General features: G+C 61.9%; 17 protein-coding genes and 1 tRNA gene. 5 read left to right on the top strand and 13 right to left on the bottom strand.

The genetic code is table 11. The annotated features are described in order from the left end of the window. Nucleotides 1-30: 30 nt before the first annotated feature. The gene (locus tag ACTJK4_RS15250) at nt 31-456 is read left to right on the top strand and encodes a hypothetical protein (RefSeq protein WP_092971870.1); all 426 of its coding nucleotides are present in this window, start codon (nt 31-33) and stop codon (nt 454-456) included. Between the two features lie 141 nt (nt 457-597). After that, on the top strand, nt 598-1,347 hold the full coding sequence (locus ACTJK4_RS15245; RefSeq protein WP_440818291.1) for a C40 family peptidase: 750 nt from the start codon (nt 598-600) through the stop codon (nt 1,345-1,347). Between the two features lie 81 nt (nt 1,348-1,428). Here ACTJK4_RS15245 and ACTJK4_RS15240 read toward each other — a convergent pair whose 3' ends face one another. From ACTJK4_RS15240 to ACTJK4_RS15200, 9 genes are all read right to left on the bottom strand, one after another. Beyond that, nucleotides 1,429-2,439 carry an inorganic phosphate transporter gene (locus ACTJK4_RS15240; RefSeq protein WP_252692675.1) on the bottom strand — a complete coding sequence of 337 codons (1,011 nt, stop codon included), beginning with the start codon at nt 2,437-2,439 and terminating at the stop codon, nt 1,429-1,431. A gap of 15 nt (nt 2,440-2,454) precedes the next feature. After that, nucleotides 2,455-3,081, bottom strand: a complete 627-nt coding sequence (locus ACTJK4_RS15235; RefSeq protein WP_092971390.1) for a DUF47 domain-containing protein — start codon at nt 3,079-3,081, stop codon at nt 2,455-2,457. A gap of 149 nt (nt 3,082-3,230) precedes the next feature. After that, entirely contained in the window at nt 3,231-4,619 is a 1,389-nt protein-coding gene (locus tag ACTJK4_RS15230; RefSeq protein ID WP_027677550.1) for a replicative DNA helicase, read from the bottom strand. 141 nt (nt 4,620-4,760) lie between these two features. Next, nucleotides 4,761-5,213: a 50S ribosomal protein L9 gene (rplI, locus tag ACTJK4_RS15225; RefSeq protein ID WP_260780717.1), complete on the bottom strand. Its 453-nt coding sequence runs from the start codon at nt 5,211-5,213 to the stop codon at nt 4,761-4,763. A 24-nt stretch (nt 5,214-5,237) separates the two neighbouring features. Beyond that, entirely contained in the window at nt 5,238-5,516 is a 279-nt protein-coding gene (gene rpsR / locus ACTJK4_RS15220; RefSeq protein WP_037022304.1) for a 30S ribosomal protein S18, read from the bottom strand. A gap of 12 nt (nt 5,517-5,528) precedes the next feature. Next, a complete protein-coding gene (priB, locus tag ACTJK4_RS15215) occupies nt 5,529-5,855 on the bottom strand; it encodes a primosomal replication protein N (RefSeq protein ID WP_024975888.1) in 327 nt (108 codons plus the stop codon). A gap of 41 nt (nt 5,856-5,896) precedes the next feature. Further along, the gene (rpsF, locus tag ACTJK4_RS15210; protein WP_027677553.1) at nt 5,897-6,265 is read right to left on the bottom strand and encodes a 30S ribosomal protein S6; all 369 of its coding nucleotides are present in this window, start codon (nt 6,263-6,265) and stop codon (nt 5,897-5,899) included. A gap of 93 nt (nt 6,266-6,358) precedes the next feature. Further along, nucleotides 6,359-7,351, bottom strand: coding sequence for an asparaginase (locus tag ACTJK4_RS15205; protein ID WP_232042633.1), 993 nt, complete (start codon nt 7,349-7,351; stop codon nt 6,359-6,361). Nucleotides 7,352-7,487: 136 nt separating this feature from the next. Further along, a complete protein-coding gene (locus tag ACTJK4_RS15200; protein ID WP_045204191.1) occupies nt 7,488-8,264 on the bottom strand; it encodes a ferredoxin--NADP reductase in 777 nt (258 codons plus the stop codon). A gap of 254 nt (nt 8,265-8,518) precedes the next feature. Between ACTJK4_RS15200 and lexA the strand changes: the two genes are divergently transcribed. Further along, entirely contained in the window at nt 8,519-9,169 is a 651-nt protein-coding gene (gene lexA, locus ACTJK4_RS15195; RefSeq protein ID WP_316868855.1) for a transcriptional repressor LexA, read from the top strand. Nucleotides 9,170-9,288: 119 nt separating this feature from the next. After that, on the top strand, nt 9,289-9,474 hold the full coding sequence (locus tag ACTJK4_RS15190) for a hypothetical protein (RefSeq protein WP_232042630.1): 186 nt from the start codon (nt 9,289-9,291) through the stop codon (nt 9,472-9,474). Nucleotides 9,475-9,814: 340 nt separating this feature from the next. On the opposite strand, the gene ACTJK4_RS15185 is transcribed toward ACTJK4_RS15190, so the two are convergent. Together ACTJK4_RS15185 and ACTJK4_RS15180 are read right to left on the bottom strand one after the other, a co-directional pair. After that, nucleotides 9,815-10,126, bottom strand: a complete 312-nt coding sequence (locus ACTJK4_RS15185; RefSeq protein ID WP_232042629.1) for a cupin — start codon at nt 10,124-10,126, stop codon at nt 9,815-9,817. Nucleotides 10,127-10,141: 15 nt separating this feature from the next. After that, nucleotides 10,142-11,872 (bottom strand): dipeptidase, encoded by a 1,731-nt coding sequence (locus ACTJK4_RS15180; protein WP_440818290.1) that lies wholly within the window; start codon nt 11,870-11,872, stop codon nt 10,142-10,144. A gap of 132 nt (nt 11,873-12,004) precedes the next feature. Between ACTJK4_RS15180 and ACTJK4_RS15175 the strand changes: the two genes are divergently transcribed. Continuing rightward, a complete protein-coding gene (locus tag ACTJK4_RS15175) occupies nt 12,005-12,403 on the top strand; it encodes a nuclear transport factor 2 family protein (protein ID WP_232042627.1) in 399 nt (132 codons plus the stop codon). Between the two features lie 36 nt (nt 12,404-12,439). Here the strand turns inward: ACTJK4_RS15175 and ACTJK4_RS15170 are convergent. Then, nucleotides 12,440-12,515, bottom strand: a tRNA-His gene (locus ACTJK4_RS15170). A gap of 88 nt (nt 12,516-12,603) precedes the next feature. Further along, on the bottom strand, nt 12,604-13,638 hold the full coding sequence (gene dusA / locus ACTJK4_RS15165; RefSeq protein ID WP_440818289.1) for a tRNA dihydrouridine(20/20a) synthase DusA: 1,035 nt from the start codon (nt 13,636-13,638) through the stop codon (nt 12,604-12,606). Between the last annotated feature and the right edge of the window lie 23 nt (nt 13,639-13,661).

The following is a 13,661-nucleotide window of genomic DNA, read 5'->3' as shown; positions in this document are numbered from 1 at the left end:
CACCTCTCTTTTTCCCGATGGAGGCCAATGATGCCCATGCAGCAAAACCTGCAGACCCGATCGCGTTTGACCCTGACGTCGGCCGCGCTGGCGATGATGCTGTCCGCCGGCGCCTCCATTGCGCTCGCCGACGACCTCACGCCAAAGACCGCCGGCCAGATCAGCTACGTCTGCGGCGGCGTTGCACAGGACGAGCAGCAGGCGCTGAACAGCGAGGCGCGCAACTACAACCTGTCTCTGCTGTTCACGCAAGGCGCACGCGGGGAGTATCTCGCCGACGTCGACGTACAGCTCACGCGACACGGCAAGGAGGTCGCAAGCTTTCGCGCCGATGGCCCGCGCTGCCTGATCAAGGCCCCGCCGGCCAGCTATAACGTCATCGCCACGTACCAAGGCGCCACCAAGCGCGCAACGGTGCAGACCGGCAGCACGCGCAGCGTCCAGCTACGCTGGTAAAACTGCCCGCAAAACGCGACGCCATCGGGGCAGAATCCGCAGACCCGCGCCCCGCTTGGCGTTGCGCCTCGCCAACACGCAGTTTGGCTTTCTGACGCCGCGCGCATAGCATGCTCGCTATCCAGACTCTCCTGATGGCGCATGCTGACGCGGTACAGCTCTTCCTTTGGCAATACCCGAGTAGCAGGCACCGCTCTGCTTGCGCTGGTCTGCCTGCTGTCCGCCTGCTCGTCAACGCCTACCCGCTCCACCGCCTCGCGCGACGCGGGCCTGCGCACACGCGGCGCCCCGATCCACGACCCCAGCGCTGGTCTGGAAGAAATCTCCATTGAGGCGATGGCGCTGGTCGGTACCCCTTACCGCTACGGCGGCAATACACCCGACAGCGGCTTCGATTGCAGTGGGCTCGTGCGCTACGTCGTGCAGCGCGCTGCTTCTGTGAATCTGCCACGGACCGCCGCCGAAATGGGCCGCCGCGGCACGTTATTGGATCGCCGCGACGTCGCATCGGGCGACCTCGTCTTCTTCAACACGACCGGCCAGCCGAATTCGCACGTCGGCATCTATGTTGGCCAGAACCGGTTTGTCCATGCACCAGCCACGGGTGGCACTGTGCGCCTGGAAGACATGACCAAGTCTTACTGGGCAAGCCGCTACATGGGCGCGCGCCGCGTCGTGGCCGTAAGCAACCTGCCGGATGCACCAGCACCGACCGTCGCACCGATGGCTCCGGCACCCGCCAGCCCTGCCCGTCCGATCGATGATGATCCCCTGGGTACCCTCGCCCGCGCACGCGATGCTCAAACCGACAACCTGATGTCGACGCGCGGGCAGGCCGCTGCGACGGCTCCTGCGGACGATGACCCCATCGCGCGCTTCGCAACGCAATAACTAACGCGGCGCTCACCCAATGCAAAACGCCCACCGATTTGGTGGGCGTTTCGTTTTTTTCGGTGTCGACCTACGGTCAACTTACAGCACGTGTCGGCCGATCCACCAGGCAATCGCCGCCATGAACGCGGATGCGGGAATCGTCAAAACCCACGCCCAGACGATGTTGCCGGCCACACCCCAGCGCACTGCGGAAGCCTTCTGCGCAGATCCCACGCCGACGATGGCGCCGGTGATGGTATGCGTCGTCGACACTGGCACACCCAATGCCGACGCAAAGAACAGCGTCATGGCGCCACCAGTTTCAGCGCAGAAACCGCCGACCGGCTTGAGCTTGGTGATCTTCTGACCCATCGTCCGCACGATCCGCCAGCCGCCCAGCAGCGTACCCAGACCGATCGCCACATAGCAGCACACGATGACCCAGATCGGCGGTTCAGTTGCAGTGGCCGATGCGTAGCCGCCCGCAATCAGCAGCATCCAGATGATGCCGATGGTCTTCTGCGCATCGTTGCCGCCATGGCCCAAGCTGTACAGCGAGGCCGAGAGCAACTGCAAGCGCCGGAACCATCGGTCCACCTTGGACGGCGGCGTTCGGAAAAATAGCCAAGACACCGCCACCATCAGCAGCGAGCCGAGGATAAAACCCAGCAACGGCGAAATCAGGATGAACGCCACGGTCTTGAGCAAGCCACCGGCCACCAGCGAGCCCGTGCCCGACTTGGCCACAGCCGCGCCCACCAGGCCACCGATCAGTGCGTGCGACGAGCTGGACGGAATGCCGTAGTACCACGTGATGATGTTCCACGCGATGGCGCCGACCAACGCCCCAAAGATGACGTAATGATCAACGATGGACGGATCAATTGTGTCGCGCCCTACCGTGGTTGCCACCTTGAGGTGGAAGATGAAAATGGCGATCACGTTGCAGGCTGCAGCCATCGCCACCGCCTGCTGCGGCTTGAGCACGCCGGTCGACACCACCGTCGCAATGGAGTTAGCCGCGTCGTGGAAGCCATTCATGAAGTCGAACACGATGGCCAGCGCCACCAGCAGAACGACCACCCAGAGACTGATCTGAAGCGTATGCATGAGGGCGTCGTCTCGTCAGGCGTTTTCGAGCACGATGCCTTCGATGATGTTGGCAACATCCTCGCAACGGTCTGTGACGCTCTCCAGTTGCTCGTAAATCGCCTTCAGCTTGATCAGCAGCTTGATGTCGTTCTCGGTGCGGAACAGCTTGGCCATGGCGGCACGCATCACGCGATCGGCCTCTGACTCCAGACGGTCGATTTCCTGGGCGATGGTGAGGATCTGACGGCCGTTGTTCATGTCACTGAGCAGCGCCACGGCCTTCCGGACTTCCTCGCAGCAAGCCACGCAGATCATGGCGAGCTGGCGCGATTCGTCCGTCAGGTTGGTCACGTCATACAACGAGATGGTGAGCGACACGTCTTCCATCAGGTCGAGGATGTCGTCCATCGTCGTGATCAGTTTGTGGATCTCGTCGCGGTCGAGCGGGGTGATGAAGGTCTTGTGCAGCAACTCGATCGTGTCATGCGTGATGCGATCGGCCTTCTTTTCAAAGTTCTGCACATTGCGTGCATGCATTTCGGCATTGGGTAAGTCATTGACCAGCTCCTTGAGTGCATGGGCCGCCTTGACGGCGCACTCGGCGTGCTGGTTGAAGTACTCAAAAAACTTGCCTTCGGTGGGCATGAAGCGACCGAACATGATGATCCTTGGGAACGGAAAAAAGCAGGAGTCGTAAAAACAACGCCGGACGGGATCACCGCCGGCGCTGTCATTAAAACGCAATATTTTACCGGAACCGGCCCCGCGAAATACGTGGCACGTTGTGGCGGGCCGACACGAATTACAGGTTACGTATCGTTGTCAAAGAACGCATTGCCCCCGGTGAAGTTATCGAACTTCGTGTATTCACCCAGGAACGTAAGACGAACGGTACCAATTGGGCCGTTACGCTGCTTACCGATAATGATTTCTGCCGTACCTTTGTCCGGAGAATCGGGGTTGTAGACCTGGTCCCGATAGATGAACAAAATCACGTCGGCATCCTGTTCGATAGCGCCGGATTCACGCAAATCCGACATCACAGGGCGCTTGTTCGGGCGCTGTTCCAGGCTTCGGTTCAACTGCGACAGCGCGATCACCGGGCAGTTGAGTTCCTTCGCCAGACCCTTCAGCGAACGCGAGATTTCCGAAATTTCGGTCGCACGGTTCTCGCCACCACCCGAGCCGGACATCAGCTGCAGGTAATCGATGACGATCAGGCCGAGCTGCCCGCACTGCCGTGCAAGCCGCCGCGAGCGCGCACGCAATTCCATCGGGTTCAACGCGGGCGTTTCGTCGATGAACAGTTGCGCGTCGTTCATCTTCTGAATGGCATGCGTCAGGCGCGGCCAGTCCTCGTCGAGCAGACGACCGGTACGCAGGCGGTGCTGATCCAATCGCCCGACCGAACCCAGCATACGCATGGCGAGCTGCGTGCCCGCCATTTCCATCGAGAACACGGCCACCGGCAGGCCTTGCTCCACCGCAACGTGTTCGCCAATGTTCAGCGAGAACGCCGTCTTACCCATCGATGGGCGACCGGCCACGATGATCAGATCGCCGCCTTGCATACCGCTGGTCATGCGGTCGAGGTCAACGAAGCCGGTCGGTACGCCGGTAATGTCGCTCTGATTATCGCGGTGGTATAGCTCGTCGATACGCTCGACCACTTGCGTCAGCAGCGGCTGGATTTCCAGGAAGCCCTTCTGCCCACGCGAACCTTCTTCGGCAATCGCGAACACCTTGGATTCGGCCTCGTCCAGCAGCTGGCGCACGTCGCGCCCCTGCGGGTTGAAGGCTCCGGCGGAAATCTCGTCGGCAATCGTCACAAGTTGGCGTAGCACGCCGCGGTCACGGACGATTTCCGCATAGCGACGGATGTTGGCGGCGCTCGGCGTGTTCTGTGCCAGCGCATTCAGGTAGGCTAGGCCGCCCACCTCTTCCGCCTTGCCAGCGGCCTGCAACTGCTCGTACACCGTGATCACGTCAGCCGGCTTGGCCTGCGAGATCAGCTTGCCGATGTTGTGGAAGATCAGCCGGTGGTCGTAGCGGTAGAAATCGTGCTCATTGATGAAATCGGCAATGCGATCCCAAGCGGCGTTATCCAGCAACAACCCGCCAAGCACCGACTGTTCGGCCTCGATGGAATGCGGGGGCACCTTGAGGGAATCGAGCTGGGGATCGGAGGGCGCGTTCATGGCGGGATTATAGCGGCGCTGCTCGGTCTTCAATCTGGACCCCTGATACAAAGGACAACAAAAAAGGCAGAGACTTTCGTCCCTGCCTTCTTGACTCGCGTCGATCGGTGACCCGGGCGCCGCGAGGTGCTGCGTGCGTGCTTAGGCTGCGTCGCCCTGCACCGACACGTTCACGTCAACTGCCACGTCGGTGTGCAGCGAGACGACGACCGGGTGGTCGCCCACGGTCTTCAGCGGACCGTTCGGCAGACGCACTTGCGCCTTCTCAACCTTGAAGCCTTGCGCAACCAGTGCGTCAGCGATGTCGTGGTTCGTGACGGAGCCGAACAGACGGCCATCCACACCAGCCTTTTGCGACAGTTGCAGCGTCAGGCCGTTCAGCTTCTCGCCTTCGGCTTGCGCGGCAGCCAGCTTTTCAGCGGCCAGCTTTTCCAGCTCAGCGCGGCGGGCTTCGAATTCCTTGATGGCGGAATCCGTAGCGCGGCGGGCTTGCTTGTTCGGGATCAGGAAGTTACGTGCGTAACCATCCTTCACACGCACCACGTCGCCCAGGTTACCCAGGTTGACGACCTTCTCGAGCAGAATAATTTGCATTGTGAGTTCTCCTTATCCCGCTGATTAGTGCTTGTGCTGATCGGTGTACGGCATCAGCGCGAGGAAACGTGCACGCTTGATGGCCGTGTCCAGCTGGCGCTGATAGATCGCGCGCGTGCCGGTCAGGCGGGCCGGGGTGATCTTGCCGTTCTCGCCGATGAAGTCCTTGAGCGTGTCCAGATCCTTGTAGTCGATCTGCTCAACGCCGGCCACGGTGAAGCGGCAGAACTTCTTGCGCTTGAACAACGGGTTTTGCTGCTGGAAGCGCTTCTTGTTCTTCGCGTCGCGCTGCTTCTTGTTCATGAATGCCATGATTCAATCCTTTACGAATACGTTACATCCGGAGATGTGAAAGACCAGTGCCTTACTGCTGCGGTGCTTGCGAGCCAGGAATCCTACGCAATCCAGGACGGTGCCCGGAGCGATGCGATCCAGAACGGAAGCCATCTTGCCGGCTGCCAGTGCTTCCATCGAAAACTCGATCTGCCGCACTGTCTGCGCTTCGACCGCCTGCCCGCTGTATGCCAGCAGACAGTTGACGATCGGCACGCCGGCCGGGGTGTATCGCATCACCTCGCGCTCGACCAGAGTGGCGACGAGCTGCAGGCGGTTGATGGCGTTGTCCCCGTGGGTTTCGTTCATGCTGGCGATGCGCGATCAGGCTTGCGCAGCACCACGCGGCATCAGGCAGCCTGTTCGGTCTGAGCGGCGGCCTTCTTGGCCTCTTCGCGTGCGACTTCCTTCATCATCGGCGACGGCGCCGTTTCAGCCTTCTTGGTCTGAACGATGAGGTGACGCAGCACGGCGTCGTTGAACTTGAACGCGTGCTCGAGCTCAGCCAGGGTTTCCTTGCCGCACTCGATGTTCAGGCACACGTAGTGAGCCTTCGCGAGCTTCTGGATCATGTAGGCCAGTTGACGACGGCCCCAGTCCTCGACGCGGTGCACTTGGCCGCCTTGCGTGGTGACCGTGCTCTTGTAGCGCTCGATCATCGCGGGCACTTGCTCGCTCTGGTCCGGATGGACGATGAATACGATTTCGTAATGACGCATTGACGCTCCTTGTGGATTAAGCCGCCCGGGCGTCACACTCCGGTGCAGCAAGGTTGGTTAGCCTGCCATTATACGCAGGCCTTGGCGATTTTTTCAATATCGATCAATGACTTGCTGCAGGGAGGCAACTTCTGCCCGGGCGCGGCCCGAGGCCAGAAGCAACGTCAGCAGCACACGCGCCTTATAGGGGTTCAGCGAGCCGCTCGATGCCCAGCGCTCTCCGCCCGGCTGCGCGGGCACCACGCCGGCACCGGTACGCGTGGAACGCAGCACGAAAACGCCCTGCTGACTCGCTCGGTTCAGCGCCGCCTCAAGATTCGCATGGATGGAGCCCGCGCCGGTTGCGGCAACGACCAGCCCCTTCACGCCAGCGGCGACCAGGGCATCAACCAAGCGCGCATCGGGCTGCGCATAGCTCGCCACAACCTCAACCCACGGCCACTGGCCTGCGGGCGGCATCGGCAGCACGTCGGTTGCGGCTACACGCTGCGCTGCACGCTGAAACTGTACTTGCGCGTCGAGCACAAAACCCAGCGCACCCGTGTCCGGCGAGACAAAGGCTTCGACCGCGTAAGTGTGTCCCTTCTGCACATCGCGAGCGGCATGCACACGCTGGTTGAGCGCAACCAGAACGCCTCGCCCGCGCGCAGACGGACTGGCTGCCAGCCGCACCGCATTCAGCAGATTCAACGGCCCATCCGCCGACAGCGACGTCGACGGCCGCATCGCCGCCGTCAGGACAATCGGCGTATCGGTCTGCTGCGTCAGGTGCAGCAGCATCGCGGTTTCTTCCAGCGTGTCGGTGCCGTGCGTGATGACCACGCCGTCCACACGCTCGACGTCGATCCAGTGACGGATGCGCGCAACCAGCTTTTCCCACACGTCGAACGTCAGGTCCTTGCTATCGATCTGGGCGACCTGCTCGGCGCGCACATTGGCAAGGCGCTCCAAACCGAGCTTGCTGGCCGCAAGCAGTTGATCGATGGGGACGGCGCCAGCGCGATAGCGTGCGGCGGAGCCAGCGTCGTCAGCAGAGCCGGCGATTGTGCCGCCGGTGGCGAGGATGGCGATGGTAGGCAAGGACATCGTTGCAGACATGCGTTGTGGGCAAGGCGCGCATTGTATCCGCCCGCCCCGCCTTTGCCGACGCGGGATTGCCCTGTGCGCCCAGAAAACAAAACGCCGGCACACAGGCCGGCGTTTGCAGCAGGAGCCGTGTCGATTATTTCTCGACGAAGGCGCGCTCGATCACGTAGTCACCGGCTTCGCCCATACGCGGCGAAATCTTGAAACCGCGGGCATCAAGCAGCTTGCAGGTGTCTTCCAGCATGGCCGGGCTGCCGCAAATCATCGCCCGGTCGACAGCCGGGTCCATCGGGGGCAGGCCGATGTCGGCAGAAAGCTTGCCGTTATCGACGAGGTCGGTCAGGCGGCCCATGTTGCGGAACGGCTCGCGCGTGACGGTCGGGTAGTAGATCAGCTTCTCGCGAACCTGATCGCCGAAGAACTCGTTATTCGGCAATTCGCGGGTGATGAAGTCGGCATAGGCCAGCTCGCTCACTTGGCGCACGCCGTGCAGCAGCACGACCTTCTCGAAGCGCTCGTAAGTGTCCGGGTCTTGGATGATGCTCATGAAGGGCGCGAGGCCGGTGCCAGTACCGAACAGATACAGGTTCTTGCCGGGCAGCAGGTCATCCAGCACGAGCGTGCCGACCGGCTTCTTGCTCACCAGCAGCTTGTCGCCCACCTTCAGATGCTGCAGACGCGACGTCAGCGGGCCGTTCTGCACCTTGATGCTGAAGAACTCGAGGTGCTCTTCATAGTTCGGGCTGGCGATGCTGTAGGCGCGCATCAGCGGCTTGCCCTCGACCTCCAGCCCAATCATGACGAAGTGGCCGTTATGGAAGCGCAGCGCCTGATCGCGCGTGGTCTTGAAGCTGAACAGCGAGTCGTTCCAGTGATGGACGCTCAGAACGGTCTCTTGATTGAAGGCGGACATGGTGACGTTCGGGCCAGCCCAACGAGGCTCAATCGGGCTATGTGGCGATGCAAAAAATCGGTCAAGACCTTGATTTTATGCGATTCGCCGCGGCCGCGCCTGCATGGATTGCGCATAAGCTTCTAACCAGTCGCATAGGTTTTGACGCCGGTCATAAGGGCCGGGTGCTCACGCAACACATCACAACAAAATCACTTGCGCTTCCCGCGCCACTGTATAAAATCACAGCACCTGTTCAAATATACAGTACGCCAATGGCCGCCCTCACCCCTCGCCAACAGCAGATTTACGACTTGATCCGTCAGACGATCCAGCGCACGGGCTTCCCGCCCACACGCGCCGAGATTGCCGCAGAGTTCGGTTTTTCATCGCCCAATGCGGCCGAGGAACACCTGCGCGCGCTGGCACGCAAGGGCGTGATCGAACTGACGCCTGGCGCCTCGCGCGGCATTCGGCTGCGGGCGGCCGGCGACACGGCGCAGCATCAGTTCTCGCTGCCGTCGATGGGGTTGATGCAATTGACGCTGCCGCTGGTGGGCCGTGTGGCTGCCGGTAGTCCGATCCTGGCTGCAGAGCACATTGATCGCCAGTATCAGGTCGATCCGTCGCTGTTTTCTGCGCAGCCCGATTTTCTGCTGAAGGTGCGTGGCATGAGCATGCGCGACGCCGGCATTCTGGACGGTGATCTGCTGGCCGTGCAACGCGCTGCCGAAGCCACCAACGGCAAGATCGTTGTTGCTCGATTGGGCGACGACGTCACGGTCAAGCGCTTCCAGCGCAAAGGCCGCCATGTCGAACTGATTGCCGAGAATCCGGATTTCGAACCGATCCACGTTGATCTGGATCGTGATGAGTTTCACCTGGAGGGCTTGGCCGTCGGTCTGATCCGGCCCGCTGCTCCGTAAGTCTCCGGCGCATCTCAGCGCCAAACCTTCGCCGTTTGATCCTACCTGGAGGTGAGCCATCGGCCCGCCAGGGCGGAGTCTTGCCACTCGCTTTTCCACCCGAACTCACGAGGTCTGCCATGCGACTCGGATCGATGTCTTCCCGCCGCCGTCCGGTACAGCCGGTGCCCTTCCGCCAAACCCAGGGCGTGCGCATTTATCAGGGGGAGCAGCGCCGTACGATGGTCGGCAGCATGGCCGCCATCTGCCGCATGCTGGATGCGATTCCGGCGGGTTCACGTGCTGCTGGCGCCGAAAGCTGCTAAGGGAAGACGACGATGAAGGGCTTTGCATGGCGCTACCGCAGCCGATCAGGGCATACCCCAATGCTGCCGCCGCAACTGATTTCATACACTTGCCCTGCCCTGAGGACAGGGCTTTCTTCAACTGATTTTCGGCCCGCCGCTTGAGCGGGCTGTTTTTTTGTTCGCAAGTTGCTGCAGCGGCACATTCAACGATGTTCCCTCAGCAAAACGGACGTTTACCCCGATGTTGTTTGGCGTACGTGACAGTAGTATTGCCAATGCCCTCAGGGGCAATGAGATCGCTGAATTCGAAGCCCGCACATTGCGGGCTTTTTTTTCGCCGAAACCGGCTGGCGATCCGCTACACGCTCCCCGCTTTCTCGACAACGAGAATTCTTGCCTCGCCGCGCGGGTGCGCCACGTGCTCGCAGCCGACACCGGCGAAGAAGATGTCACCGGGCTCCAGCACTGCGACCTTCTCTTCGCCGGCTTCGCGGTAATGCATGTCGACCGTGCCGTCGAGCACCACGAACACCTCCTCGCCATCGTTCACATGCCAGCGATAAGGCTGGTCGGTCCAATGCAAGCGCGTGGTAATGCCGCTCATGTTGGCAATGTCGAGCGCGCCCCAGGCATGCTCAGCAGTAAACGACTTGGCGCGGATGATGTTCATGGCGGTTCCCGGCGGTTACTGCATGTAAGGCAGATTGCCAATGCGCACCAGCATCTCGGTGAACATCTGCATATCGAGGTCCAGGTCCGGCACTTCCTTGTACTCGTTGGCGTTGTGCGCGGTGTACTTCTTGCCGGGCATCGCCGGGCCGAAGTTGATGGCATTCGGCATCAGCTTGGCGGTCGTGCTGCCGGCCGTCGGGACAGGCTTGGCATCGAGGCCCGTCGTGTCGCCGTAGATCTTGAGCAGCGTCGACAACCACGCGCCCTTCGGATCGCGCGCCATCCAGTTGCCCTGGTCATGATTGATCTCCAGGGCGACATGGTTGGCGGTGGCCCATGCGTTGATCTTGCCGGCGATCTCGCCACGCAGCGCATCGGGCGTTTTGCCGCGCGGCATGCGCACGTTGGCGGTCACCTCCACGCGGCCGTTCTTGTCGCCGATCACCGTAGGCGAGATGGTGAGCGGGCCCATGAAGTCATCCTTGTAGGCCACGCCCATGGTGTTGCCGAGGTAATCGGTGCCGTAAACGTCGGCCAGATACCGCACGGCGTGGGCGTAGGCGTTGTCTGCCAAGCCGAGATCAGTTGCACGCAGGAAGAGCGCCAAGCGCGGCAGCGGGTTCACGCCCTCTTCCGGGCGCGAACCGTGTGCGGAGGTGCCGGTCACCTTCACGACGATGCTGTCCGCGGTGTGCGTGATGTCAATTGCAAACTTGCCCTGTGCGGCCAAGCTACTCACAAACGCATCGCGTTTGGCTTCGAGCGCGGCGGCCGCCACGCCCAGATCCCCGCCCTTGAGGGTAGCGGTGGCCGTTTGTGGGATGGAGCTGGCCGACGCCGCGCCCGTCATCGAAACGATGGCCGTGTGCGTCGCATCACCGGCCTGCGCAGGGAAAAACACCTTCAATGCGCCGGTGCCTTTCTCCGCAACGACGGCCGGGTACTTGCTGTCGAGCACGATGTTGTACGCCGGCAATTGCGTGTGTTCACGGTAGTACTTCATGCCATCGCCACCGGTTTCTTCGGTGGTTTCGATCATCAGGCGGATCGTGCGCGCGAGCGGCACGCCGCTGTCCTTGACCGTTTTCATGGCGTACATCGCGGCAGCAATGGACCCCTTGTCGTCAATCGTGCCGCGGCCGTACAGCAGATTGCCGACGCGCGTGACCTTGAACGGATCGAGCTCGGTGCCGTCGCCGAGCACCCATTCTTCCGCCTTGGCGGGCACAACGTCCGCGTGGGTCAGGATGCCGAATTCGTCAGAGCCGGTGCCCGGCAGCGTAACTTCGAAGACGCGGTTGTCGACGTTGCGGTATTTCAGGCCGAAGTCGCGCGCCATGCCCTCGACCAGCTTGCCGAACGCCACGATGGCGGGGTTCTCGTATTGCGGAATTTTGTCGTCACGCACCGTCGGCAGCGCGACCATCCTCTCGATCGAGGCGATCACGGCCTGCTGATTGTGCAGGCGGTTGTACAGCCCCAGCAGACGCCCAATGTTGACGAGGTCGTCGCCAGTGAGCACGGCCTTCTTCTGGTATGCGGCGACACTGCCTGCAACTTGCGGATCTGCCTTGGCGACTGCCGCGAGAAAGCTGTTCAGGTCAGCCGACGCCGAGGATTGTTCAGCGGCGAGCAACGCATCGAGCTGGGGTTTCTGAAGCGTGGCGGCAAAGGCGCCGGTGCCGCAAGCCAGCGACAGTGCGATCGTCAGCGAAGACAGGCCAATACGGGCAGTGCGTTGCATCGAAGTGGTTTCCGGAAAAGGCGAAGGCGCCATCATAGGGGCGAAGCGCAAGCCCCGCATTGTGCGGCGCGAAAAACGCTAAGCTACGCACGCTGCGCAGTATGCTTGGAGTTTTCCAAGGAGGCTTGCCACATGGAACCGTCTCTGGATACCGCCCCAGCTCTGCTGAGCGTGCTGGAAGAACTGCGCCGGCGCGAACCCATCTTCCATCGCCCCGAATTGGGCACGCGCCGCGAAGACTTCGAGCGCATGACTACGGAAGATTTCTGGGAAACCGGTGCGTCAGGCCAACGTTATAGCCGCAGCTATGTGCTCGGCGTTCTCGATGCCCGGCACGGCCATATCGGCGAGGATTTCTGGCAAACGCGCGATTTCCGCTGCCAGGAGATCGCGCCCGACAACTACTTGCTGACGTACACCTTGGTGCAATCGAACCGGACGACGCGCCGGGCGACGTTATGGCGGCGGACGGCCGATGGCTGGAAGGTGGTGTATCACCAGGGTACGGTGGTAGCCGACGCGCAGACGTAAAAAAGCCCGCAGAAGCGGGCTTTTTTATTGAAACCTTGGGGTGACTGATGGGATTCGAACCCACGACAACCAGAATCACAATCTGGGACTCTACCAACTGAGCTACAGCCACCATCGTGCGAACAGCAAAACTGACAACTGCTCGGCGAAAAACGAAATTATACAAACATTCTTTCAGCGTGCCTAGGGGGTCGCGCAATTTATGCGGCGACCGCCTCCTCGCCTGATTCTTCGCCGCGCCGCAGGTGCGCCCGCGCCTCATCGAACAGCGCATGGGCGTCGGCCAGCGTCTTGACGCGCGCCAAGGCCTTGGAATCCGACAGCACGCGCCGCCACCCGCGCGCACCGGCCACGCCGCGATACAGCCCCAGCATGTGGCGCACCGCCGCCCCTGCGTAGCCGCCCCGCTCAACCCAGCGGCCGACGTAGCCGATCATCACATCTTCCACCTCGGCGCGCGTGGGGGCCTGGGTGCCCGCCCCGTAGTACCGCGCATCGAACGCGGCCATCAGGTGGGGATGATGATATGCCTCGCGGCCGATCATGACGCCATCCACATGCGCGAGATGCGCGTCGACCTGCTCCAGCGTCTGCACCCCGCCGTTAAGGAGGATTTCCAGATGCGGAAAATCGCGCTTGAGCTGGTAGACGACTTCGTACCGTAGCGGCGGAATCTCGCGGTTTTCCTTGGGGCTCAGGCCTTTCAGGATGGCGTTGCGCGCGTGGACGATGAAGGTCTCGCAACCCGCCTCGGCGATGGTGCCGACGAAATCCCGCACGAAATCGTAGGTCTCGATGGCGTCGATGCCGATGCGGTGCTTGACCGTGACCGGAATCGACACCGCATCGCGCATCGCCTTGACGCCCTGCGCCACCAGCTTGGGCTCGGCCATGAGACATGCGCCGAATGCTCCACGTTGCACGCGCTCAGACGGGCAGCCGCAGTTGAGGTTGATCTCTTTGTAGCCCCATTGCTGGCCGAGGCGCGCGGCCTGTGCCAGATCATCAGGTTCGCTGCCCCCCAGCTGGAGCGCCACCGGATGCTCGACCTCGTCGAAATCGAGGTGACGCGGGACGTCGCCGTGGAGCAGCGCTCCGGTGGTCACCATTTCCGTGTAGAGCCAGGTGTGGCGCGAGATCTGGCGATGGAAGAAGCGGCAATGGCGGTCCGTCCAATCCATCATGGGCGCCACCGACAAGCGGCGGGGGTTCGGCGTGGGGCGTTCAGCGGTCACAGCAAGTCAACGATTCAAAATCC

It is taken from the genome of Ralstonia sp. 22111, assembly GCF_052045895.1.
Lineage (GTDB): Bacteria > Pseudomonadota > Gammaproteobacteria > Burkholderiales > Burkholderiaceae > Ralstonia > Ralstonia wenshanensis.
Note: the sequence above shows the minus strand (reverse complement) of the source record. Positions and strands in the feature narration are given on the sequence as shown.